Annotated in this window: 20 protein-coding genes and 1 tRNA gene; 7 read left to right on the forward strand and 14 right to left on the reverse strand. The window is 69.3% G+C overall.

Going from position 1 to position 21191, the window contains the following annotated elements:
• Nucleotides 1–219: 219 nt before the first annotated feature.
• The 5 genes from ON23_RS31165 (at nt 220) to ON23_RS31185 (ending at nt 3851) form a co-directional block, all read left to right on the forward strand.
• Nucleotides 220–1674: a sensor histidine kinase gene (locus ON23_RS31165; protein WP_245556229.1), complete on the forward strand. Its 1455-nt coding sequence runs from the start codon at nt 220–222 to the stop codon at nt 1672–1674.
• Nucleotides 1671–2327 (forward strand): response regulator, encoded by a 657-nt coding sequence (locus ON23_RS31170; protein WP_083904353.1) that lies wholly within the window; start codon nt 1671–1673, stop codon nt 2325–2327. Before ON23_RS31165 ends, ON23_RS31170 begins: the two co-directional genes overlap by 4 nt.
• Nucleotides 2328–2512: 185 nt before the next feature.
• Nucleotides 2513–2827, forward strand: a complete 315-nt coding sequence (gene mihF, locus ON23_RS31175) for an integration host factor, actinobacterial type (protein ID WP_030516894.1) — start codon at nt 2513–2515, stop codon at nt 2825–2827.
• A 107-nt stretch (nt 2828–2934) separates the two neighbouring features.
• Nucleotides 2935–3020 (forward strand) — tRNA-Leu (locus tag ON23_RS31180).
• A 423-nt stretch (nt 3021–3443) separates the two neighbouring features.
• Nucleotides 3444–3851: an SgcJ/EcaC family oxidoreductase gene (locus ON23_RS31185; protein ID WP_039782774.1), complete on the forward strand. Its 408-nt coding sequence runs from the start codon at nt 3444–3446 to the stop codon at nt 3849–3851.
• A 68-nt stretch (nt 3852–3919) separates the two neighbouring features.
• On the opposite strand, the gene ON23_RS31190 is transcribed toward ON23_RS31185, so the two are convergent.
• From ON23_RS31190 to ON23_RS31215, 6 genes are all read right to left on the reverse strand, one after another.
• Nucleotides 3920–5635 (reverse strand): SulP family inorganic anion transporter, encoded by a 1716-nt coding sequence (locus tag ON23_RS31190; RefSeq protein WP_245556231.1) that lies wholly within the window; start codon nt 5633–5635, stop codon nt 3920–3922.
• A gap of 125 nt (nt 5636–5760) precedes the next feature.
• Nucleotides 5761–6573: an SAM-dependent methyltransferase gene (locus ON23_RS31195; protein WP_223273680.1), complete on the reverse strand. Its 813-nt coding sequence runs from the start codon at nt 6571–6573 to the stop codon at nt 5761–5763.
• An 89-nt stretch (nt 6574–6662) separates the two neighbouring features.
• Entirely contained in the window at nt 6663–6947 is a 285-nt protein-coding gene (locus ON23_RS31200) for a hypothetical protein (RefSeq protein WP_063821369.1), read from the reverse strand.
• 9 nt (nt 6948–6956) lie between these two features.
• Nucleotides 6957–8261 carry a S8 family serine peptidase gene (locus tag ON23_RS31205; protein ID WP_039782775.1) on the reverse strand — a complete coding sequence of 435 codons (1305 nt, stop codon included), beginning with the start codon at nt 8259–8261 and terminating at the stop codon, nt 6957–6959.
• 65 nt (nt 8262–8326) lie between these two features.
• Nucleotides 8327–9238, reverse strand: coding sequence for an NAD-dependent epimerase/dehydratase family protein (locus ON23_RS31210; protein WP_039782776.1), 912 nt, complete (start codon nt 9236–9238; stop codon nt 8327–8329).
• A gap of 50 nt (nt 9239–9288) precedes the next feature.
• On the reverse strand, nt 9289–9954 hold the full coding sequence (locus tag ON23_RS31215) for a PaaI family thioesterase (RefSeq protein WP_051043603.1): 666 nt from the start codon (nt 9952–9954) through the stop codon (nt 9289–9291).
• A gap of 148 nt (nt 9955–10102) precedes the next feature.
• Between ON23_RS31215 and ON23_RS31220 the strand changes: the two genes are divergently transcribed.
• Entirely contained in the window at nt 10103–10582 is a 480-nt protein-coding gene (locus ON23_RS31220; protein ID WP_039782777.1) for a nuclear transport factor 2 family protein, read from the forward strand.
• Here the strand turns inward: ON23_RS31220 and hrpB are convergent.
• From hrpB to ON23_RS31240, 4 genes are all read right to left on the reverse strand, one after another.
• On the reverse strand, nt 10579–14004 hold the full coding sequence (gene hrpB, locus ON23_RS31225) for an ATP-dependent helicase HrpB (protein WP_244969571.1): 3426 nt from the start codon (nt 14002–14004) through the stop codon (nt 10579–10581). The two genes, ON23_RS31220 and hrpB, sit on opposite strands and share 4 nt — an antisense overlap.
• Nucleotides 13944–14648 carry a class I adenylate-forming enzyme family protein gene (locus ON23_RS39495; protein WP_244969570.1) on the reverse strand — a complete coding sequence of 235 codons (705 nt, stop codon included), beginning with the start codon at nt 14646–14648 and terminating at the stop codon, nt 13944–13946. Before ON23_RS39495 ends, hrpB begins: the two co-directional genes overlap by 61 nt.
• Before the next feature lie 61 nt (nt 14649–14709).
• On the reverse strand, nt 14710–15636 hold the full coding sequence (locus ON23_RS31235; RefSeq protein WP_039782779.1) for a cyclase family protein: 927 nt from the start codon (nt 15634–15636) through the stop codon (nt 14710–14712).
• Nucleotides 15637–15718: 82 nt separating this feature from the next.
• A complete protein-coding gene (locus ON23_RS31240; RefSeq protein ID WP_039782780.1) occupies nt 15719–17143 on the reverse strand; it encodes an amidase in 1425 nt (474 codons plus the stop codon).
• A 334-nt stretch (nt 17144–17477) separates the two neighbouring features.
• Here ON23_RS31240 and ON23_RS31245 point away from each other — a divergent pair, with 334 nt between their 5' ends.
• Nucleotides 17478–18239 carry a dienelactone hydrolase family protein gene (locus ON23_RS31245; protein WP_039782781.1) on the forward strand — a complete coding sequence of 254 codons (762 nt, stop codon included), beginning with the start codon at nt 17478–17480 and terminating at the stop codon, nt 18237–18239.
• Nucleotides 18240–18359: 120 nt separating this feature from the next.
• On the opposite strand, the gene ON23_RS31250 is transcribed toward ON23_RS31245, so the two are convergent.
• From ON23_RS31250 to ON23_RS31265, 4 genes are all read right to left on the reverse strand, one after another.
• Nucleotides 18360–18773 (reverse strand): VOC family protein, encoded by a 414-nt coding sequence (locus tag ON23_RS31250; RefSeq protein WP_039782782.1) that lies wholly within the window; start codon nt 18771–18773, stop codon nt 18360–18362.
• A 283-nt stretch (nt 18774–19056) separates the two neighbouring features.
• Nucleotides 19057–20061 carry a hypothetical protein gene (locus ON23_RS31255; RefSeq protein ID WP_039782783.1) on the reverse strand — a complete coding sequence of 335 codons (1005 nt, stop codon included), beginning with the start codon at nt 20059–20061 and terminating at the stop codon, nt 19057–19059.
• A gap of 43 nt (nt 20062–20104) precedes the next feature.
• Nucleotides 20105–20611 (reverse strand): hypothetical protein, encoded by a 507-nt coding sequence (locus tag ON23_RS31260; RefSeq protein ID WP_039782790.1) that lies wholly within the window; start codon nt 20609–20611, stop codon nt 20105–20107.
• A gap of 134 nt (nt 20612–20745) precedes the next feature.
• Nucleotides 20746–21191: META domain-containing protein (locus tag ON23_RS31265; protein WP_306307151.1), on the reverse strand; the 446-nt coding region annotated here is incomplete at its 5' end.

A 21191-nucleotide genomic window follows, 5' to 3' on the forward strand; every position in this document is an offset into this window, starting at 1 on the left:
GAAGGCCGGCACCGCGTACAGCGCCAGGTCCGCATTGTTCATCCGAACTCCTGTCCCGATCCGTGAGCCGGCCGCCCGCGTGAACCGAAGCGTTCTCGTGCGCGCCGTGCCACAGCGACGGTAATGCCGCCGACCAGCCCGAACATCGGGCCCGAGAGGGACCGCGGATCCCCCGGCCGAGGGACTCGCCGTCCCGCTGCGCGCCGGTATCGTCGCGGTGTGTTGTGGGAGCGAGCGGTGTCGCCGAGCCCGTGGGCGCTGCTGCGGCGTACTTCACGGCAGCCGGGGGCCGACAGCGCGGCGGGGCCGCCGGGCGGTGAACTGCGGGCGGTTCGCCGGTCGCTGACCAGGCAATCGGTGGCGGTCGCGGTGGTCGCGGCGCTGGTGGACGCGGTCGTCTTCGCGCTGTCCGGCGTCTTCGCGGTGGCACCCGGCCCGGCGAGCGGAATCCTGGTGGCGATCGTGGCGGCCGATCTGGCTTTCGCCGCGCCACCGGCAACGGCCGCGGTCGTCGCCGTGGTCCAGGTCGCGATCCGGCTGGCGGTCACGGTGCTGCTGCACCGGCACGGACTGCCCGTGCGCGTGGCCGACGTCGGATTCCTCGTCGCCGGCTATCGAGCGGGCGCCTGGTTGTCGGGCCGGGCGTCGCTGGTCACGGTGCCCGTGCTGGTGCTGGGTGCGTGCGGTGCGCCGTTGATCGCGGGCGGCGCGCCGGCGGCGGACTGGCGTCTGCTGCTCACCTCGGCGATCTCCGGTGGCGTCGTGCCGTGGCTGGTCGGCCGTTACACCGCAGGTCGCGGCGCCTACATCGCCGAACTGGAGCAGCGCGAACGGCTCGCCCGCCAGCAGCAACGGACCGCGCTGGAACGAGCACTGACCGACGAACGCGAGGCGATCGCCCGAGACCTGCACGACGTCATCTCCCATCACGTCAGCGCGATCGGCATCCATGCCGGCGCGGCGCGCCTGGCGCTGCACGGAAGTGGCGCCGCCACCGCCGCGGCGACGCGTTCCCTGTCGGCGGTGGAATCGGAGAGCCGCGCCGCGATGGTGGATCTGCGCCGTCAGCTCGATCTGCTGCACGGCCGCGAGGACGCGGCCCGCCAGCCCGGTATGGCCGATATCGACGATCTGGTCGACCGCGTGCGCGGCGCCGGCCTGGAGCTGACCGTCACCACCAGCGGCGCCGAACTGCCCCGCTCGCTCGACATCACCGTCTACCGGATCGTCCAGGAACTGCTCACCAACGCCCTGCGCCACGGTGCCGGCAGTGCGCGGTTGACCGTCCGCAACGACGGCACCGGGGTCGAGATCGAACAGTCCAATCCGCTTACCGGCGAACAGGTTTCGATCACCTCAGCACCGTGTGTACCGGCGGCGCGGGCAACGGCTCCACTCGATTCGGCAGCGACTCCGCACGGGGCCGATGCGGTCCACATCCCGGTGAGTCAGCGCGCCACCACACCGGCCACGGCCAGGTTCCGTTCCGGCCGGCGAGCGCCGATGCGAGAACGCGGGCCCGGCACTCGGGCCGCACCGGAGGCGACCACGGGCGTGCACCGGGGACTCGACGGCATCCGCCGGCGCGCGGAGCTCTTCGGCGGCAGGGTGGACCACGGCGTCGCCGACGGCCACTGGCGTGTCCTCGTCCGACTCCCGGGCGGGCGGTCGTGACCGGCCCGGTCCGGGTCCTCATCGCCGACGACCACGCAATGTTCCGCTCCGGACTGCGAGCCGTCCTCGATGCGGCCCCGGGCCTCGACTGCGTCGGCGAGGCGGGCGACGGCCGCACCGCCGTCGCCGAGACCGCGCGGCTACGGCCCGACGTGGCGATCCTCGACATCAGGATGCCGAAACTCGACGGTTTGGCGGCCACCGAGGCCATCGTGGCCGCCGGCGGCACCCGCGTGCTGGTGCTGACCACCTACGACAGCGAGGCCGGCCTGGCCCGCGCCCTCCAGGCCGGTGCCAGCGGATTTCTGCTCAAGACGCTGCCACCGGAGGAGCTGATCGCGGCGATCCGGGTGGCGGTGCGCGGTGACGCGATCATCGACCCGTCGATGACGCGCCGCCTGGCCGCCCGGCTCGCCGCCACCCTGGCCCCGGCGCCGCCGCCCGATCACGCCCTCACCGCCCGGGAACAGCAGGTTCTCCTCCTGCTCGCCGATGCCCGCAGCAACAGCGAAATCGCGGCCGCCCTGGGCGTCGGCGAGGAGACCGTGAAGACCCACGTGTCCCGGATTCTGGCGAAACTGCAAGTGCGCGACCGCATTCAGGCCGTCGTGTACGCCTACCGGCACGGCCTGGTGCGATCGCCGGGCCGCTAGCGTCCGCCGAGCACCCCGGCGACGTGGGCGAATCGTGGCAAATTTCCCGCATCTCGGGTATCGGAACCCCCGCCACCACCGCCGAACCGGGATTATCCTCGCGGTGTGTCGACCCATCACCGGGCTGCCGGTGATGTTCAATCGGTGCCGTTGAGGTTCCAGCGAACGAGTGAAAGGTTAGAGACATGGCACTTCCCACCATGACCGCCGAGCAACGCTCCGAAGCGCTGGCCAAGGCGGCCGCGGTCCGTAAGGCGCGGTCGGAACTGATCGAGCAGATTCGCAAGGGCTCGGTCTCGTTGGCCCAGGTGCTTGAGCGTGCCGACAAGGAGGACTTGGTCAAGAAGACGAAGGTCGCCGCGGTCATCAAGGCTCTGCCCGGTATCGGGCCGGTCAAGGCGGCAAAGCTGATGGACGAAGCCGATATTCCGGTCGACCGCCGTATCGGCGGCCTGGGGTCCCGTCAGCGTGCCGCACTGCTCGAGGCATTGACGAACTAGCCCTCCCGAAGGCGGCGCTCAGCAGTCACCCGCGAGTCCGGGACCTGCACGGACACCCGTGATTTGGACCTCGCGGAGAGATCCGTTAACCTTGCTGAGCACCACCGGTCCGGGTGGCGGAATGGCAGACGCGCTAGCTTGAGGTGCTAGTGCCCTATTAACGGGCGTGGGGGTTCAAGTCCCCCTCCGGACACTGTGTGTAACTCTGAGTTACAGGTAACCCCCGGCTTCGGCCGGGGGTTACCTGTTTCCCATGATTCTATCGAGTCGGGCGGACTTCGTGGCACGATCCGTTGATCCCGTCGCCGGCGGTCGCGCATCGTCCTTCACTGAGTCAGGTGTCGTAGGCGCGAATCACCGGGAGGAGTTGACTGTGACGAGATCGAATCCCGGCGCGCATCCTCGACACACCTGTCACACTCGCCATCACCTTCGACGCACTCCATCGCCCCTGACTGTCGCCAGAGACGGACGCCGCAGCCCGGCGCCATGCCTCACTCCCACATTCCGGTAAGTCATCTGCGACAGTGCGGTTCCGCAGCTCGCCGGACGCGCCGATCGGGCTTTCGGCAGCGGTGTTGACCTCAACTTATGTTGAGGATATACGTTCCCTGCCATGACTACCGCAGAGACCGACGCCGCTGCCGAACTGGACGCCATCCACGCCGTTGTGGCGGCCGTCGATCACGCGCAACGCGACGAGAACGCGGACGAATTCCTCGCGTTGTTCCACCCCGACGCTATCTGGACCACCGGTGCCGGGAAGTTTCTCAACGGACTCGACGAGATCTCCGAATTCACCCGCGCGGTGTTGCCCGGTGCGACAAAGGACGGCTACGCCACCTACGAGGTCTTCTTCGTCCGCTTCATTCGCCCCGATGTGGTCGCGGTCAAAGTGCGTCAACGCTACTGGTCCAACGACAACCAACTGCAATCGGAAGGTTCCCCGCTCTACGGCATGACCAAGACCGACGGACGCTGGCTCCTCACCTTCTGCCAGAACACCCCTGTGATCGCGCACTGAATCAGCGGCGGCGCCTCCGTTCTCCACCGCGCGAGCACCCCGGCGACGGTGGCTGTCGTCCGACCGGCCTATCGCGTCGGCTCGGTGCCGTCGGAGTGTTCGTCCACAGCGGGCAGGTCCGCGACCGCCGCCGTCACCGTCGGATACAGCCCGACCGGTGTCGTCTGCGCTTCCGCGGTGCCCAGCGCGTCACCGAACTGGCCGATCGAGCGGGCGATCCGGAAGTCGATGTGGCGCCGGCCCAGATCGTCGCGCAGGTCGGCCAGCATCGCCGCGGCGGTGACGTCGATACTCGGCGAGGTCTCGGCATCGAGGACCACCAGCCGGGTCCGGTCGGTGCACAACTGCTCGATCCGTCCGCGCACATAGTCGGCGTTGGCGAAGAACAGGCCCGACTCGACCCGCACCACCACCAGGTCGGGGCGCTGGGTCAACTCCGGATGCCGGTCCGCGTCCAGCCACAGCGTGCCCGAGCGCACCACGGGCGCCACATGCGGGCGGGACGTGCGATACACCAGCAGCAGCATGGAGATGCCGATGCCGATCAGCAGGCCGGGCAGCGTATCGAACAGCAGGACGCCGATCATCGCCGCGACGGCGGCGGCGAAGTCGGCGCGGGCGGCCTTGCCGTAGATGCCGCCGAGTCGCTGCGTCCACACCCGATACAGTCGCCGCAGCGCCGCGAAGTCGACCAGTTCGATCACCGCCGCGATCACCACACCTGCCAGCGTCGCCTCGGGCAGGTTCTCGAACAGGCCGGTGAGGAACAGCAGGGTCAGCACGGTCAGCGCCGCCACCACCAGCCCGCTGCCCTGTGATTTGGCCCCCGCCGAGCCGTTGACGGCGGTTTTGGACAGGCTGCCGTTCACGACCATGCCCGACGCCAGGCCGGCGCCCAGATTCGCCGCGCCCAATCCGAGCAGTTCACGGTTGGCGTCGATCTGGTAACCCGCTTTGGCCGCATAGGTTTTCGCCGCACCCAGGCCCTCGGCGAAGCCGATCAACAGTACCCCGACCGCGGGGCCCAGCAGATCGATGTAGTTGCTCACGTCGAGCCCGTCCGGAAGCCCCAGCGCCGGCAGGCCCGCATCGATGTGGCCGACGATGGCGACGCCCCGCTCGTCCAGATCGAACACGGCGACCGCGCCGATCCCGATCAGTACGGCGAGCAGCGAACCGGGTACCAGCGGCAGCCAGCGCTTCACCACCAGCACGATCGCCAGACTCACGAAACCGACCACCACGGTCCGCCAGTGCGCGTCCCCGAGATGGCGCAGCACGCCCCACGCCTGTTCGAAGAAATTGCCCCCGTGTTTGGGGATGCCGAGCAGTTTCGGCACTTGGCCGATGATGATCGTCAACGCCAGCCCGATGATGAAACCCTTCAGCACCGGTTCGGAGATGAACGCCGCGACGAAGCCGAGCCGGATCGCGCCCGCGATCAGGCCCACGATCCCGGTGGCGATGGCGAGCCCCGCCGACAACGCGATGTAGCGGCCGCCGTCCGCACCCGCCATCGGTGTCACGATCGCCGCCGACAAGGCCGCGGTCGCCGACATGGGCCCCACCACCAGATGCCGGGAACTGCCCGCCAGCGCGTACAGCACGAGCGAGGGAACGGCGGCGTAGAGGCCCACCACCGGCGGCACACCCGCGATCGACGCGTAGGCGAGTGCTTCCGGCACCAGAACCGCCCACACGGTGAGGCCGGCGACGACGTCGGCACGCAGCCATTGCGGGCGATATCCCGCCAAGGACTCGAATATCACCCAGCGTGCCGCCACCTGTCCTCCACCCGTCCACCGGACCGGTCTCCCGATCCCAGACCGTCGTTGCCGCTCGGCAGCGACGTTAACGACGATGGCGGCGGGCGCGCGTCACACGTTGCGGGTGAATTCGCGGTCGGCGCTCACACCTTCCGGCCGACCGCGCCGTACAGCGACACCTTCTTGTCGTGGTCGGCGGGATGTTCGATGCCCTCCTGCCGCCACCGGTGAATCACCTCGACACCCGGCTCGACGAGTTCGAGGCCGTCGAAGAAGCGGGCGACCTCCTCGCGGCTGCGCGGACGCACCGGAATGCCCTGATCCGAATACACCTGCAGCAGCCGGCCCATCCCGTCCGGATCGTTGGCGCCGCTGTCGAAATCCGTGGTGACATGGCTCATCGCGAGATACGAGCCGGGGGCCAGCGCGTCCATCAGCGTGTTCACCATGGCGTAGACGTCGCCGGGGACGAAGTGGACCACCGCCATCAGCGAAATCGCCACCGGCTGCGACAGATCCAGGGTGTCGCGGAGTTCGCGGGAGCCGAGGATCGCCTCGGGGTCCGCGGCGTCGGCCTGCACATAGGTGGTGCGGCCTTCGGGCGCGCTCACCAGCAGGGCCCGCGCGTGCGCGAGCACGATCGGATCGTTGTCGACGTACACCACCCGCGAGTCGCACGCATGTTCCTGTGCGACCTGGTGCAGATTGGGTTCGGTCGGGATCCCGGTGCCGATGTCGAGGAACTGGCGCACGCCCTGCTCGGCGAGATACCGCGTCGCGGTGCGCATGAATTCGCGGTTGGTGCGTGCGGTCAGGCGGACCGCCGGGAAGTTCGCGAGAGCGGTCTCTGCGGCACGGCGGTCGGCCTCGTAGTGGTCCTTGCCGCCGAGAAAGTAGTCGTACATACGGGCGGGGTGTGCCACATCGGTGCGGAGGTCGACCGGATGATCGGACACGGGAGGGCTCCTCGCGGGTTGGGAACGTCTCGCCGATATATAGCGCATACGGGCCAATTCGGCAGCGGGACGGCGTAATTCGTGCGCGATCAGGCCGGGGCGGAGTCGTCGGGCGGGAGCCGGGGCGACGACGTGTCCGGCCCGGCGTCGTGGGCCGGGCCGATGCGCGGATCGGCGAAGATCTCGGCGGTGTCCGAGACCGCCGCCGCCCGCGTCGCGGCCGCATCGCTCACCCGCAGCGCGTACAGGTGCTGGTCCGGGTCGACCGCGACGAGACCGTAGTCGAGGTCGACCTCGGCCTCGGTGAGGTGCAGTTCGCGCAGCGCCGCCGCCAATGTTGGGTGGGCGGCCAGCCGGACGGTGAGCAGCGGCATGGTTCCACGCTACGCGCGGATCTCGGTGTTCTTCAGCTCCGCCAGCAGGGCGGCGGAGTTCACCACACCGAATCCGTAGTCGTAGTCGAATCCGCCGGGCTGCGCGGTCGCGGTGCGCCGCAACAGATCCCGCAGCTGCGCCGGGGCCAGTTTGCTCGCCGGGTAGACGGTGCGGATCGCCGCGACCAGTCCCGCGGCGACCGGGCAGGCGGCCGACGTGCCGGTATCGGGTTCTTTCGCGCCGAATACGGTGGACCCGAGGAAGTGGGTGTAGCTGCAGATATCGGGTTTGCGGTCGGACAACCGGCCCGGCCCCTGCGAGGAGTAACCGACGCGCTGCCCCTTGGTGTCCGCGCCGCCGATGCTCAGCACGCTCGGATGCGAGTTCGCGCCGCCGATCGGCCGATCCCGGTACGCGCACCGCGAATCGGGGCAGTCGCGGCCGCAGTTCCCGGCGGCGAACAGGATGTCGGCGCCGGCCGACTCGAGCGAGCCGACGATCACGTTGAACGGGTGGGACGGATTGTCGGAGTAGTTGCCGGGCTGCCCCACCGGAAAGTCCCAGTCCGGTGAGAACGCGCCCCAGCTGTTGCTGATCACCAGCGTGCGGGTGGCCTCCGGCTGATCGGTGAGCACGGTGCGCAGATGGGCGTAGGCGGCCAGCGCGTCCGAGAGCAGCCCGTCCATGGTGGAGCCGCCGCGAGTCTTGCTCTGTAGCACAGGGATATCGAGCAGGGTGGCGTTCGGCGCGCCGATCAGGGTGTCGAACGCGCACATCGATCCGTGGTCGACCGGGAACTGTCCGGCCGTGCCGCTGACCCCGGGCGGGTTCCAGCTGCGCGCGGTGTCGACGGTCACCGGCCCGCCGCGCGCCTGCTCGACGCGGGCGGCGTTGATCCCGGTGTCGACGATCGCCACCGCGACGGACTTTCCGTCCATTCCCCCGGCGGCCAGATCGCCGGTGTGCAACAGGGTTTGGACGTCGTGCCAGGTGCCCACCGCCGGATCGCCGCCGCAGGTGAGGTTCGTCTCGATCCGCGGGTCGGCGAAAACGCCCGCCACGCCGCGCGTTCCGGTCAGTCGCGCCACCGTGGCGTCGAGGTCGCCGTCGGGGATCTGTCCGCGCACCACCACCGAACCGGCGCCCGCCTGTTCGGCGGACACCGTATCCGGGACCGACAGCGGGGCGAAGTCATGGTCGAGGTCGAACCCGGGCAAATCGCCGGCGACATCGGCCGGGGCCACCGCGACGGCCGGATCGGCAACTGCGGCAATCAGATCGGCGGAGGGACGGAGTTGGATGAGTGCGCGCATACTGCCATCCTGCCGCCAATTGCCGCGGATTTCCCGCCTATCGCCGGAACGGACTGCTCACCGGGTCAGTGCGCGGCCGCCACCACGTCCACGAGGGCTTGCACGGCACGGACGCAGTCGTCGCGGGTGTAGCCGAGCAGACGCACCTGCCCGGCATCCGGTTCGTAGGCAAGGGTGTTGCCGCGGCCCTGAATGATCGAGGCGTCCGGCTGCAATCGATGCTGCTCGTCGCGCTCGGCGATGGTCCGCCCGCCGCCGGCAGCATCGACGAGCATCTGGAAGAACTCCCGATAGGACAGGTTCTGATCACCGACGAGATAAGCCGTACCCGGCTCACCTCGCACCAGCGCACCCCGAATCGCTTGTGCGAGTGAGGCGGCGGACATGTAGTTGGTGCCGCCGGGCGGCGCGAAGTCAGGGATGTCGGGTTCGTTCCCGGCCGCCCAGGAGACCATTCGCCGGTACCGGCGAGCCGACGGTCCCGGCACGGCGCCGATGATCGACGGCGGATTGAGGGTGCACGCGGCGAACCCGTCGTCGGCGAGCGCACGGACGCCCTCGTCGGCGGCTTTGCGGGCGGCGATGTACGGATTGTGCTCGGCGAGGTCGGGGCGCAGGTGGTGGTAGTAGCTGCCGACCTGCACGAAGCGTGGCACGCCGGCCTGCTTGGCCAGTGCCGCGAAACGGGGTACGCCGACGCTCTGGGTGGTCTCCCAGAATCGCCGGGTGTCGTCCTCGGGGGTCTTGTGCCGCACGTCCTGTCCCGCGGCGAACACGATGCCGTCGAAGTGTTCCAGTTGTGCCGGGGTGAAGGTGGGCACCGTGTAATCGCCCGGCAGCAGGGGAAATTCGGCAACCGGTGAATCGGCCGGTATCGGGCCGCGACCCGCCACGGTGACGTCGTCACCGTGCTCGCGCAAGTGCAGCGCGGCGTGCACGCCGATCATGCCGGTGCCGCCGACGATCAGGATCTTCATGGACAGACATCTCTCGCTCGGGGATGGGGACGATCGTTTCCGGTCGCTCGTCAGCGTGGCCGGGGAACCCGCTTGTCGATGAACAATCCCTCCACCGAGACGCAGAGCGTGCCGTCGGCGGTGTGGACGGCGCCGGTCGAATTGATCTTGCGGCCGTCCTCCGACACCATCCGGCCGCTGACCGTGAGCGGCTCGAACAAGGGTGTGGGACGGTGATACCGCACATTCAGTTGCGCCGTCGCGCCGCTGCGTCCCGACCAGGCGTTCGCCACCCCGAGCGTGTGGTCGAGCAGCAGCGCCGCCACTCCCCCGTGCACATGTCCCGGCGGTCCCTGATACGGAAGCGTCAGGGTCACGACACCGTCCACCGAACCGTCGGCACGGCCGGTGAGCGCGAGCGGCGGTGCGATCGCATTCTCCGGACCGGTGACCGGGTCGTGGCGGGTCACGCCCTCACCGCGCCACATATCGATCAGCCGTTCCGCGACCACCGGGGCGTGCTGTTCGAGATGGTCGGCGATGCTGTCGAGTTCCTCGGCGACCCGGTCGAGATTCGCATTCGCCCGATCGGTGCGCAGCAGCGCGTCGATCACCCGCCGGGCCGCCGCTGTCGCGCGGTCGACCGGGACATCCCGCCGCTCCGAGGTCAGGACGATGTCGGCGGGCGAATGGCGCACTGCGGGAACGCTTTCCGGCTCCGGCTCGGCCGACGTCATCGAATCCATCGTGGTTCTCCTCTGCCGTTCGCGGGTGTCGCGATACGTCGTTCGCACGTTAGCGGTGCCGGGCGGTCGGATGTCCGGCGAGGTCCCACCCACCGGAAAGCTCTGGTCCCGTGCCGGGTCGAGCGGCGAGGATGGGAGGGTGGATTCCGCGGACCGACTTGCCATCACCGCACTCACGGCGGAATATGCGCGCGCCGTCGACCGCCGCGACAGTGCGGCGCTCACAGCGCTGTTCGCTCCCGACGCGGTCCTCGTGCTACCGCCCGTGCTGAACGGGACGGAGCGGGCCGTCGAGCTGGCGGGCACGCAGCGCGTGGTGTCGTCGGTGACGGACGCGGTGTCGCGTTTCGTGCTCACCCGCCACGTCGTGGAACAGTGTGTGCTCGAACCGGTTTCGCGCGACCGCGTGCGGGGTGAGGTCTATTGCACGGCACACCACGTCTCGCGGCGTCCCGACGGTTACCGGGACCGGCGGGTCGCCATCCGTTATCAGGACACCTTCGACCGTATCGGCGAGCACTGGTTGTTCTCGCGACGGGAACTGGTGGTCGATTTCATCGAGGATGTCGCGGTTCGCGTTCCGGAGGCCCCCGGCGCCGAGGACGCGGGTCGGGCCTAACCGCGGCCCGCGTTGCGGGCGGTGCCGCGGTGGGCGGGCACGGTGGTGGGGTCTTCGGGCCAAGCGTGTTTGGGATAGCGGCCGCGCAGATCCGCGCGGACACGAGGCCAGCCGCTGCGCCAGAACGAGGCGAGATCCGCGGTCACCGCGACCGGGCGCTGAGCGGGTGAGAGCAGATGCAGCACGATCGGGACGCGACCGTCGGCCAGGCGCGGCGCGTCCGTCCAGCCGAAGATCTCCTGCACCTTGATCGCCAGCACCGGCCGATCGGCGGAATAGTCGATGCGGGGGCGGCTGCCGGACGGCACCGGCACCCGTTCCGGTGCCAGTTCGTCCATGCGGGCCGCATCCGGCCAGGGCAGCACGCGACGCAAGGCTTGTCCGGTGTCGATGCGTTCGAGATCGGCGCGGCGGCGCGCACCGGCGAGTTCGGGGCCGAGCCAGGTCTCGGCGGCGGCGAGCAGCGCCTCGTCGTCGACCGCCGGCCAGGGGTCGCCGAGGGTGCGGTGCAGGAAGTCGAGGCGCTGACGCAGGGCGGTCGCCTCGGCGGACCAGGACAGCAGGCCGAGTCCGGACGAGGTCAGCCCGCGGCGCACGGCGGTGGCGAGCAAGCTCGGGTCGGGGTCGCGAAGAGCCTTCTCCGACAAGGTGATCGCGCCCAGCCGTTCGATGCGCCGCGCCACCACGTCGCCGTCGACCCAGTCGACCTCGTCGACGGTCGTCAGCAGATCCGAGGCGGCGCGGCGAGCGAGGGATTCGTCCGCGACCGCGGCCAGCCGGATATAACCCTCGGAACGACCGGGGTCGCGAGTGGCGATGCCGACCGCCAGCCATTCCGGCTCGCCGGTTCCGGAGCCGGGTGGCAGCGTGACCGCGGTACCGCCGGCCATGAGATAGCTCGCCGAGCCCGGGGCGCGCCGCCGCGCGAGCCGTTCCGGATATGCCAGCGCCACCACATACGCGGGATCGTCGGCGCCCTCCGGCCCGTCGACCGTGCGGGCCAGCCGCTCGGCCTCGCGTCGCCAGCGCGCGGGTTGCTCGCGGCGGAGCCGGCGCAGGCCGGCCGTGAGATCGACACTCGAGATCAGGGTGTCGTCGTCGAGGACGGCGACGACCTCCGCGGCCGTTCGCGCTCCCACTTCGGCCGCTCCGTCGAGCAACGCGCGTGCCAGTCGCGGGTGCAGCCCGATGCGGGCCATGCGCCGCCCGCGCGCGGTCACCGCGCCGTCGGCGTCCACGGCTCCCAACGCGTGCAACACATTCCGCCCCGCGGTCAGCCCACCGGCGGGCGGCGGATCCCACCAGCTGAGTCCCTGCCCGTCCGCCGTGCCCCAGCAGGCCAGTTCCAAGGCCGTCCGGGTCAGGTCCGCGGTGCGGATCTCCGGCTCGGGATAGGCGGGCAGGGTGGCGTGCTCGTGTTCCGGCCAGCATCGCCACACCCGGCCCGGTGCCTCACGCCCGGCTCGCCCGGATCGTTGGTCGGCGACGGCCGCCGAGACGCGGACCGTGGCCAACCCGGACAGCCCCCGCGCTCGATCGATGCGAGGCACCCGGGCCAGGCCCGAATCGACCACGGCGCGCACGCCGGGCACCGTCAGGCTCGATTCCGCGACGGCCGTGGCCAGCACCACGCGCCGCCGCGGTCCGGGACGTAGTGCCGTGTCCTGGCTCGCCGCGCTCAGTCTGCCGTGCAGAGCGACGATATCCACATCGCCGCGATCGTTCAGAAGTGCTGCGACTCTGCGGATTTCGGCCGCACCGGGCAGGAAGACCAGGATGTCGCCCGCGGTTTCGGCCAGTGCGGTCCGGGTGGCGCGTGCGACCTGCGCGTCGATTCGCTCCCGGGGCAACGGCGCCACGTAGGTCGTGACCACGGGAAAGGTCCGCGCTTCGACCCGCACCACCGGCGCCGCGTCGTCGGTACTCAACAGGGCCGAAAGTCGTTCGGCGGCAACGGTGGCCGAGGTGGCGAGGACCCGCAGGTCCGGGCGCAATCCGGCCCGGGCGTCCAGCAGCAGCGCCAGCAGCAGATCCGCGTCGAGATGGCGCTCGTGACATTCGTCGAGCACGACCATGTCGACACCCGCCAACTCCGGATCGTCCTGCAGACGGCGCACCAGCAAGCCGGAGGTCACGACCTCGATGCGGGTCCGCCGTCCGACTCGTCGATCCCCACGGACCGAGTAGCCCACGGTTTCGCCCACCTGCTCGCCGAGCAGCGCGGCCATCCGGGCGGCCGCGGCCCGAGCGGCGAGCCGGCGTGGCTCGGCTACGAGCACGCGACCGGAGTTGTTCCGCGCCAGCGCCAACGGCACCAGCGTCGTCTTCCCGGTGCCCGGCGGCGCGACCAGGACCGCGGTCCGCCGGTCGGCCAACGTCGCGACGAGATGGTCGAGGACGGCCCGGACCGGCAGATCGGGAAGTTCGAGCCCGGTCACCGCAGCCCCAGCGTGCGGATCGCGGCCTCTCGCGCCGCCCCGCGGTCGGTCTTGCCGCCGGGGGCCGAGCCGGAGGCGATCCACCACCACGACATATTCGGGTGTGTATTCCTTGGTGACTCCGCGAGATTCGAGCCGGCCGGACAGGCCCGCGGCGTCCAGGGTTGCGCCGTCGGCGAGCACGACCACGGCACAGACACGTTCGCCGTAGACGTCGTCGGGAACACCGACGACGGCGACGTCGGTGACCGACTCGTGCTCGCGCACGAGTTCCTCGATTTCGGTGATCGATATGTTCTTGCCGCCCCGGATGACGAAATCCGATGTCCGTCCGACCACCCGAACGCGCTCGGTCTCGTCGATCTCCACGATGTCGCCGAGCAGTGTCCAGCCGTCGGGCGTGTAAAGCTCGGCGTCGGCGGCCGGATCGTCCCAGTAGCCCGCCGACACCAGTGGCCCGCGCACCGCAGGCCGGCCGCGACGGACCTCACCGTCCACATCGGCGCCGGCCTCGTCGAGCACGCGGACATTCATCATCGGGAGCGTGCGGCCGCTGGTGCGAAGCCTGGTGTCGGTGTCGTCGTCGAGGGTCGTCCGGCTCACCGCGCCGCTCTCGTTGGAGCCGTAGAACTGCAGGACCTTGGCGCCGGTTCGTTCCTCGAAGGCACGGGCATCGCGATACGGTACGGGCTCCCCGCCGGTGTACAGCACCCGCAGGCTGGACAGGTCGTGGCGTTCGAGCGCCCCGGAGCGCAAGAGCATCTTGAATTGCGTACTGACACAGCACAATATGGTGACCCGCTCGCGCTCGATGAGCATTGCGGTCTCCTCCGCGTCGAAGCGGGCGGTGACGACGACCGGGATGCCCAGCAGTGCGGGCAGGAAATGCGCCGACCACAGACCGAATCCGTACGGAGCGGGAACTACCGAGCACGGGGTCCGATCCGCGCGCCCAGCATCGCCTCGCGCGCGAAGGCCGTCCATCGTCGCTCGGTGTGCGCGACGATCTTCGGTGTCCCGGTCATCCCCGAGGTCGAGTTGAGAACCGAAACGTCCGACGGCGTGAAAGACGCACCGGCAGCAGCGTTCTCGTGCGCCTGCCGCGCGCCGACGCGATGGTGTGCGAGGGTGCGCGACTGCTCGTCGACCACCAGGACGTCACCCGGCATCACGCCCTCGGCCTCCAGTTCCCGCACCAGCGTCTGCCAGGTTATGCCGCGAATCTCGGGCACGGTGATCAGGGTCGATGCGTCGGTCCGGCGCATCACATGCGCGATCTCGCGCACGCCCGACCGCGCTCCGACAGCGGCGGCGATGCGGCCCGCGCGCGAGCATCCGCACAGCGCCGCGTGGACGGCGGCGGTATCCGGCAACAGCAGCGCGACCCGCGACCGCGGACCGCCGGGAGTAGCGCGCACCCCGTCGCGGATCGTGTCCGCCCATCGGTCGTATTCACGCCAACTGGTCGACCCGGCCGCTGTGACGAAAGCCGTGCGATGCGGGATCTGCTGCGCCCAGATCTGGACGATGTCGCCGATCGAATGATCCGCGTAGGGCTCCGGAGCGGTCGCGAAGCTCCCCGGGACGATCGAATCCGCCGCGCGGTTGCCCATGACCACCTCACTCACCTACCGCCACCGATGCCGCGTCCCCACCGTAGCTACCGCACCCGGGCGCGCCGCCCAGCGGTCAGAAGATCGCGACCGGGGCGACCGGACTCCCGGTGGCGCCGACGAACGGTTCCGGCATCGCCGACAGCAGGAATTCGTAGCGGCCTTCCTCGGCGCACACCCGCGACAGATCCTCGAGATTCCAGTTCTGGCCCTGCAGCATGCCCATTTCGACCAGGTGCAGGGCATGTACCGCCAGCCACGGCCCGTCCGCTTCGGGCGGGCAGATCTCGAAGGTGAGCGTGTCGGTGGCGACGGCGGCGACGTCGCGGGCGTGGAACCATTCCGGGCAGCGCACCGACAACCCCGGCGACGGGGTCGCGTACCCCTCGCGGTCACCGGCGAGGTAGAGCCGCATCTGTCCGGTGCGTACGAGCACCACGTCTCCGGGCCGGACCTGTACCTGTGCCAGCGCGGCGGCGGCGTCGAGATCCTCCGGTGAGACGGCGTGATCGGCGGCCAGTCGATCGACTCCGCGGGCGTGCGCGATGTCGAGCAGCACGCCGCGCGACACCAGGTGCGGCACCTTCTCGATACCGCTGAACCGCGCACCGCGATGGGCGGTGATCGAGTCGGCGGGACGGCCGTTGTAGAGGCGCCCGGCATAGGAAACATGTCCCAGGCCGTCCCAGTGCGTGCCCGCCTGCAATCCCATGGTGATCGAATCGTCGCTGGTCGCAATCGTGCCGGGCCCGAACATCTCCCAGTTCAGGGCGACCATGGTGTGCAGCGGATTCACGCGCCCGGGCACGAGCCCGGTCTGCACGCCGCGCTGGTGCAGCGGCAGTGCCAGCCCGACACGTCGTCCCGTGCGCACGGTCGCCGCGGCGGCCCGCACCACCTCGTCGGTGACGAAGTTCAGGGTGCCGATTTCGTCGTCGGCGCCCCAGCGGCCCCAGTTGTTCACGCGCGCCGCGATCTCACGAAAGACAGACATGTCCGGCATGTGCGCACGGTACCGGTGGTTCCGTGGGTTGCCAATCCTCCACTCCCACTGAGCGAAACAACGAACCCGGGTTGTCCGGCGGTCAGTCGACGGGCGGCCATACCGGAGTCGTGCGCCACGGACGCGCCTGTTCGAGTTGAGCCGCGACCTGCAGCAACAGGTCTTCGCGGCCGAACGCGGCGACCAGCTGGATACCGACCGGCATTCCGGTGCTGTCGGTCCCGAGCGGGAGCGAGATCGCCGGTTGCCCGGTCACATTGAACGGGCTCGTCATGCCGCTGAACGACATCGCGTGCTCCCACAACGAGGCCGGGTCGGTGGTGTCGAGCAGGCCCAGCGGCGCGACGACCGTCCCCAGCGTCGGTGTGAGCAGCAGATCGTGGTCCGCGAAGTAGCCGCCCAGCATGGTCGCGGCCGTTTCGAGGTCGCGCAGCGCGCGGACGTAATCCGCCGCGCTGTCCTGATTCGCGCCGTCGTAGATCATCCGGGTCATCGGTTCGAGATCGTCGTCGCGCAGGTCGCGCCCGAGCGCTGCCAGGCGCGCCTTCACCTCCACCGCGACCGGTACCGCCATCAGATATTGCAGCCCGGTCATGATTTCCTCGAAGGGAAAGTCGGGTGCCTCGTCCACGACGTCGTGGCCGAGGTCGGCGAGGACGCCGGCGATATCGCGTGTCGCCGCAAAACAATCGGGATGTACCGCGGCGCCGGAAGGTAGCGTCGTCGCGATCCCGATGCGCAGGTGACCCGGATCGATACGCATGGCGTCGACATAGCGCATCGACGGCCCGGCGATGACATACGGATCGCCGGGGACGGCGCCGGCGCCGATATCCAGCAATATCGCCGTATCGCGCACACTGCGGGTGAGGGCGTGGTTGACGCTCATCGGCGCGGCCAGCAGCGTCCGGGCCGGATACGCCGGTACCCGCCCGCGGCTGGGTTTGAGGCCCACCAGACCACACGAGGAGGCGGGGATGCGGATGGATCCGCCGCCGTCGCTGGCCTGACCGGCGGGCACGATTCCCGCGGCCACCGCCGCCGCCGAACCACCCGAGGAACCGCCGGCGGAGTGGTCGAGGCGATGCGGGTTGCGCGTCGGACCGAACAGCACCGGTTCCGTGCTCGCGTTCAACCCGAACTCCGGCGAATTGGTCTTGCCGATGATCACCATTCCCGCACGCCGATACCGTTGCACCAGTTCGGAATCCGCGGTGGCGACGGCATCGGCGAACAGGCGGGAACCGTTGGTCGTCGGCAGCCCAGCGACGTCCATGTGCAGATCCTTGATCACGAACGGGATCCCGCGCAGCGGCCCATCGGGTAGCCCCGCGGTCACCTCCCGGCGCGCCTGGTCACCGCGTTCGCTCACCACCGCGTTGATCGCGGGATTGCGCTCCGCGAGCCGGCTGAGGCTGAATTCGAGGACCTCCTCGGCCGACACGTCGCCGGCGCCGATCGCCGCGGCCAGTCCCGTCATGTCGGTGTGGTCGAACAGATCCCGCATCGAAGCCCCTATCAGTCGTGCCGTCACGAGAATCGCGAGATTCGTCCTACCAACCGACCGGTGCCGGGTGGACCGGCATTCCGCCTACCGGGATGTGCCGTGCCGTGTCGACAGATGCCGGCGGTTCCACCGGCGCGGCGCGGCGGGCTATGGTGTGAGGCGATGTCTACCGGGACGGTTTCGCGCCACACACGGATGGGTTACCCGGTGCTCTTCTGAGCGCCGTGCGAGCCGGTACGGGCTCGCGTATCGATCGGGTCCGCCGTGGTGTCGCCCGGGCTCCGCCTTCGTCGTGTCGATCACGAAAATTCGACTACGACAGAAGGATTCGACGATGACTGCAACGCACGGTATGTCGGTCGACGTGCGGACACCCGACGGTGTCGCCGACGCTTACCTCACCTCCCCCGCCGACGGCGCCGCCCATCCGGGAGTGCTGGTGATCCAGGACGGTTTCGGGCTGCGACCCAGCCTGCGGGCGCTGGCCGACCGGATCGCCGCCCACGGCTACACCGTCCTGCTTCCCAACGCCTACTACCGCCACGGACGCGCACCGGTGATCGAACTGCCGGACTTCATCGACCCGGCGCGGCGACCCGAGATCTTCCAGCAGGTCTTTCCCATGATCCGCGACCTGACACCGGAGCGCTGGCGCTCCGATGCCGGCGCTTACCTCGACCGGCTCGCGACCTCGCCGAAGGTCACGGCGGGCAAAGCCGGCGTCACCGGCTATTGCATGGGCGCCCGTCTGGCCGTGCTGGCCGCCGCCATGTTCCCCGATCGAGTCGCGGCGGCGGCCGGATTCCACGGCGGACCACTCGTCACCGACACCGCCGACAGTCCGCACCGCAGCGTCGGAAACATCACCGGCGAACTGTATTTCGCCCACGCCGGCGAGGACGACCACATGACCGCCGAACATATCGGTGCGTTCGACAAGGCTCTCGCCGATGCCGGCGTCCGCCATCGCACCGAGGTCTACGCGGGCGCCCACCACGGGTTCACCCAGGCCGACACCTCCGCCTACGACCCCGAAGCCGCCGAGCGGCACTACGACGAACTCCTGGCCCTGTTCGACCGCAACCTGCGCCGATAGGTCGAAGGCACGAACCCGCGACCGGGTGCGACGCCGGATCGCTGGGAACCGGGCGTCCGGGCTCGGCGGCAACACCGAGCCCGGATATCGCCCTACCGCGGCCGCCCCCTCACCGGACGACTACTTCCGCGCGACCAGCTCCAGAGCGATATTGTCCGGATCCCGGAACTCCAGTATGTAACTGACACCGATGTCCTTGATGTCCTCGTGCGCGACCCCGCAGGCGTCCAGATGCGCTGCGGCGGCTTCCAATTCGGCGCGTGAGGAAACGGGGAAAGCGATATGGTCGAGACCTACACGGTTCTCGTCGAACCGGTCGGTGCCCACCGGCCGCAGTCCGAGCAACCCGTGTTCCAGCCGGTAGATCACCCCGCCGTAGAGAAAACCGAGGCGCTCGCGCGTCTCCTGATCCGCGTCGGCCGGAACCTCCAGCGCCACCGGCCAGCCGAAAACTTTGTCGTAGAAGTCCCGCGAACGGCCGATATCGCACACCGTGAGACGGACGTGAGCAATGGATCCCGTAGCAATCGCCATAGCGAACATGCTTGCACGCCGTTCTGGGCCTCGACTGCCGACGCCGGGATCGCCTCAGCGGCAGAGCAACAGGTCGGCGATTGCGCGGACACGTCGCGACAACCGTGGCTCACGTCGTCGCGACACACTTGGTGGCCGCCATCGGAGAGATGGATGCCTATTCGTGCGATGTGCCCGGTGCGGCATGGTCGGGCGGAGATTCTGGTGTGCCGTGGACGATGTCGTGGAAGGCGGGTCGGAGCATGGCCGTGATCCGTTCCGGTTCGGCGTCGGCCCATCATGCTCAGATATCGGGGTACTTCGTGTGGAGGTCGCCGTCGAACAGTCGCCGATAGAAGGCGTTCATCTTCGCGGCGTCGGGGGCGTGCCGGGCCAAGATCGCTGCGACCGGCGGTGGCACGTCATCCGGGATGAGCCCAGCGGCGCACCGGAGTACGTACTCGTTGCGAGCGGCCGGACCGCCGGTGGGCGGTGTCGGTACCCCGCAGACATCGGTCACCAGCCAGTTGACCAGTCGCATGGCGGCGTAGGCGGCATCGTGAGTGGTGTGCTGTTCGGCGAAGTCGCGCTCGGCGGGTGACAGGTCGAATTTCGGCGATGTTCCCAGCCCGAAGTCGGTCAGGTAGATCCGCTCCGTGTCGGTGCGCATGTTGCCGAAGTGTCCGTCCATGTGCAGCAGCTCCCGATCCCGCAACAGCATCACGATCTCCGAGAGCTGCCGCTCGACGGTGGCCGCCTTACCCGCCGGGTCCGCTCGCAGCCAGGCGGCTATGGGGTGGTGGATGTATTCGCAGAACAGCACCAGGCTGCACGGTGCGGCGGCCAGGGCTTCGAGGCGAGCTCGCACGGCCGGGCTGCCACCCTGGGCGGTGACCACGGTGTCGATGTCGGCGTGTTCGGCGGCGACCGGCGACCGGCCGGGGAGCACACGCCAGTGGTAGAGGATCGGAAACGATTGTGTCTCGCCGGCCAGAACGGCGTCGGTCACGATGACGTTGGCGGCCAGTTCTCGCCATGCGTTGAAACTCGGGCCGCCGATGCCGTACTGGCAATACATCGGCAGGTCGAACAGATTCGCTGTGGAGCCCGGATCGGCAAGCTCTCTGTCGGTCAGCGGGATCCGCTTGGTGAACACCGGCACGCTGTCGACGTCGACGAGCGCCGCACCACCACCCACACCCACGCTGATGACACGGCCGGCGCCTACCAACTCCGCCAGCTCGGTATCGCTGCGAGACGCCAGGAACGCCGAGATCCTTTGGTGGCGTGCAGTTCTGGCGGCCGTCATCGCTAGATTGTCCCACCGCTCAGGCTCCGGGTGGCATTCGATGTCACACCGTGGCTTCGGTGGTTCGGCCGTGCAGCAAGGCCAGCAGTTGCTCGGTGTGGCCTGGTAGCTCCACGTCGGCAAGGCCGATGAACAGATCCCGTAGGGGCAGTGGCTGATCAACCAAGACGGCGTCGTCGGAGATCAGACGAGTGGGAACCAGGGTGTCGAGTTCGGTGTCACTGAGGGCCGGGCCGGAGAAGCCGCAGAGGACCTCGGCTTGCCGCTGCAGGCGGTCGCGCAGCCCGGTGCTGCCGCCGGCCGACTCGATGACACGGTCGATGGTCCAGATGTCGAGGGCAATGCGATTGTCGTAGGTGGTGTGCTCGTCCGCGGCGACCGCTGACGCGGCAGCGATGGTGGCGGCGGTGATCAGGCAGACGTGCCCCAGGATCTGATCGGCGTTCCATTCGCCCGGTGCGGGGGCGATCGTCTGATCCGAATCGGCCACGGTGTCGGCGGCTTCCAGAAGCGTGCGGTAGGCGTCGCGCAGCGCGTTGATGTCAAGCATGACGTAATTATGCAGGTATTTGCCTGCATAATTCAACCGCGCTTATGCCGACCGGAAATCGCGTGTGGCCGTGATCCACTCCGTTCGCCGGAGCGTGATCGCGGCAAGCAGAGGTGCTGATCTGAGCGCAGGGCTCAGCCGGTGGGTTCCGACTCGTGCAACGTGACGGTGCGGTCGGCGGTCTTCAACGTCAGTGTCGCGCCGTCGAGACTCCAGGTGGGGCTTGCCTGCAGGAGGGAGGTCGCCCATTCGTCGGCTCCGGCGCGGTCGCCGACGCAGGCCATGCGGGTGGCGGCGAGGGGACCGGTGTGGAGGGTGTTGCCGGCCAGGTCGGCGGAGCCCATGAGGGTGTTGCACCCGGCGGTGGCGCTGAGGCGGCCCGCGGTGAAGGTCAGGCGCAAGGGGCCGTCGCCGGGGATTCGCGGGCCCTGGACATCGGTGGAGATGTAGGTGTGGCCGACAGGGGTGGCGGGTGTGGAATCCGTTGGGGCGGAATCATTTCCGGAGGAGCAGGCGACGCCCGCCACCAGGACCGCCAGGAGCGGAGCGATTCGCAGGATATTCGCCGACATGATCCGAT

Source organism: Nocardia cerradoensis NBRC 101014, assembly GCF_000308535.1.
Lineage (GTDB): Bacteria > Actinomycetota > Actinomycetes > Mycobacteriales > Mycobacteriaceae > Nocardia > Nocardia cerradoensis.

Coding starts and splice junctions, on each gene's coding strand:
- ON23_RS31235 (WP_039782779.1), bottom strand. CDS start 15,636: ATGCCGGACATGTCTGTCTTTCGTGAGATCGCGGCGCGCGTGAACAAC.
- ON23_RS31240 (WP_039782780.1), bottom strand. CDS start 17,143: ATGCGGGATCTGTTCGACCACACCGACATGACGGGACTGGCCGCGGCG.
- mihF (WP_030516894.1), top strand. CDS start 2,513: ATGGCACTTCCCACCATGACCGCCGAGCAACGCTCCGAAGCGCTGGCC.
- hrpB (WP_244969571.1), bottom strand. CDS start 14,004: ATGGACGGCCTTCGCGCGCGAGGCGATGCTGGGCGCGCGGATCGGACC.
- ON23_RS31260 (WP_039782790.1), bottom strand. CDS start 20,611: ATGCTTGACATCAACGCGCTGCGCGACGCCTACCGCACGCTTCTGGAA.
- ON23_RS31250 (WP_039782782.1), bottom strand. CDS start 18,773: ATGGCGATTGCTACGGGATCCATTGCTCACGTCCGTCTCACGGTGTGC.
- ON23_RS31200 (WP_063821369.1), bottom strand. CDS start 6,947: ATGCCGCTGCTCACCGTCCGGCTGGCCGCCCACCCAACATTGGCGGCG.
- ON23_RS31245 (WP_039782781.1), top strand. CDS start 17,478: ATGACTGCAACGCACGGTATGTCGGTCGACGTGCGGACACCCGACGGT.
- ON23_RS31205 (WP_039782775.1), bottom strand. CDS start 8,261: ATGCGCGCACTCATCCAACTCCGTCCCTCCGCCGATCTGATTGCCGCA.
- ON23_RS31210 (WP_039782776.1), bottom strand. CDS start 9,238: ATGAAGATCCTGATCGTCGGCGGCACCGGCATGATCGGCGTGCACGCC.
- ON23_RS31215 (WP_051043603.1), bottom strand. CDS start 9,954: ATGACGTCGGCCGAGCCGGAGCCGGAAAGCGTTCCCGCAGTGCGCCAT.
- ON23_RS31255 (WP_039782783.1), bottom strand. CDS start 20,061: ATGACGGCCGCCAGAACTGCACGCCACCAAAGGATCTCGGCGTTCCTG.
- ON23_RS31185 (WP_039782774.1), top strand. CDS start 3,444: ATGACTACCGCAGAGACCGACGCCGCTGCCGAACTGGACGCCATCCAC.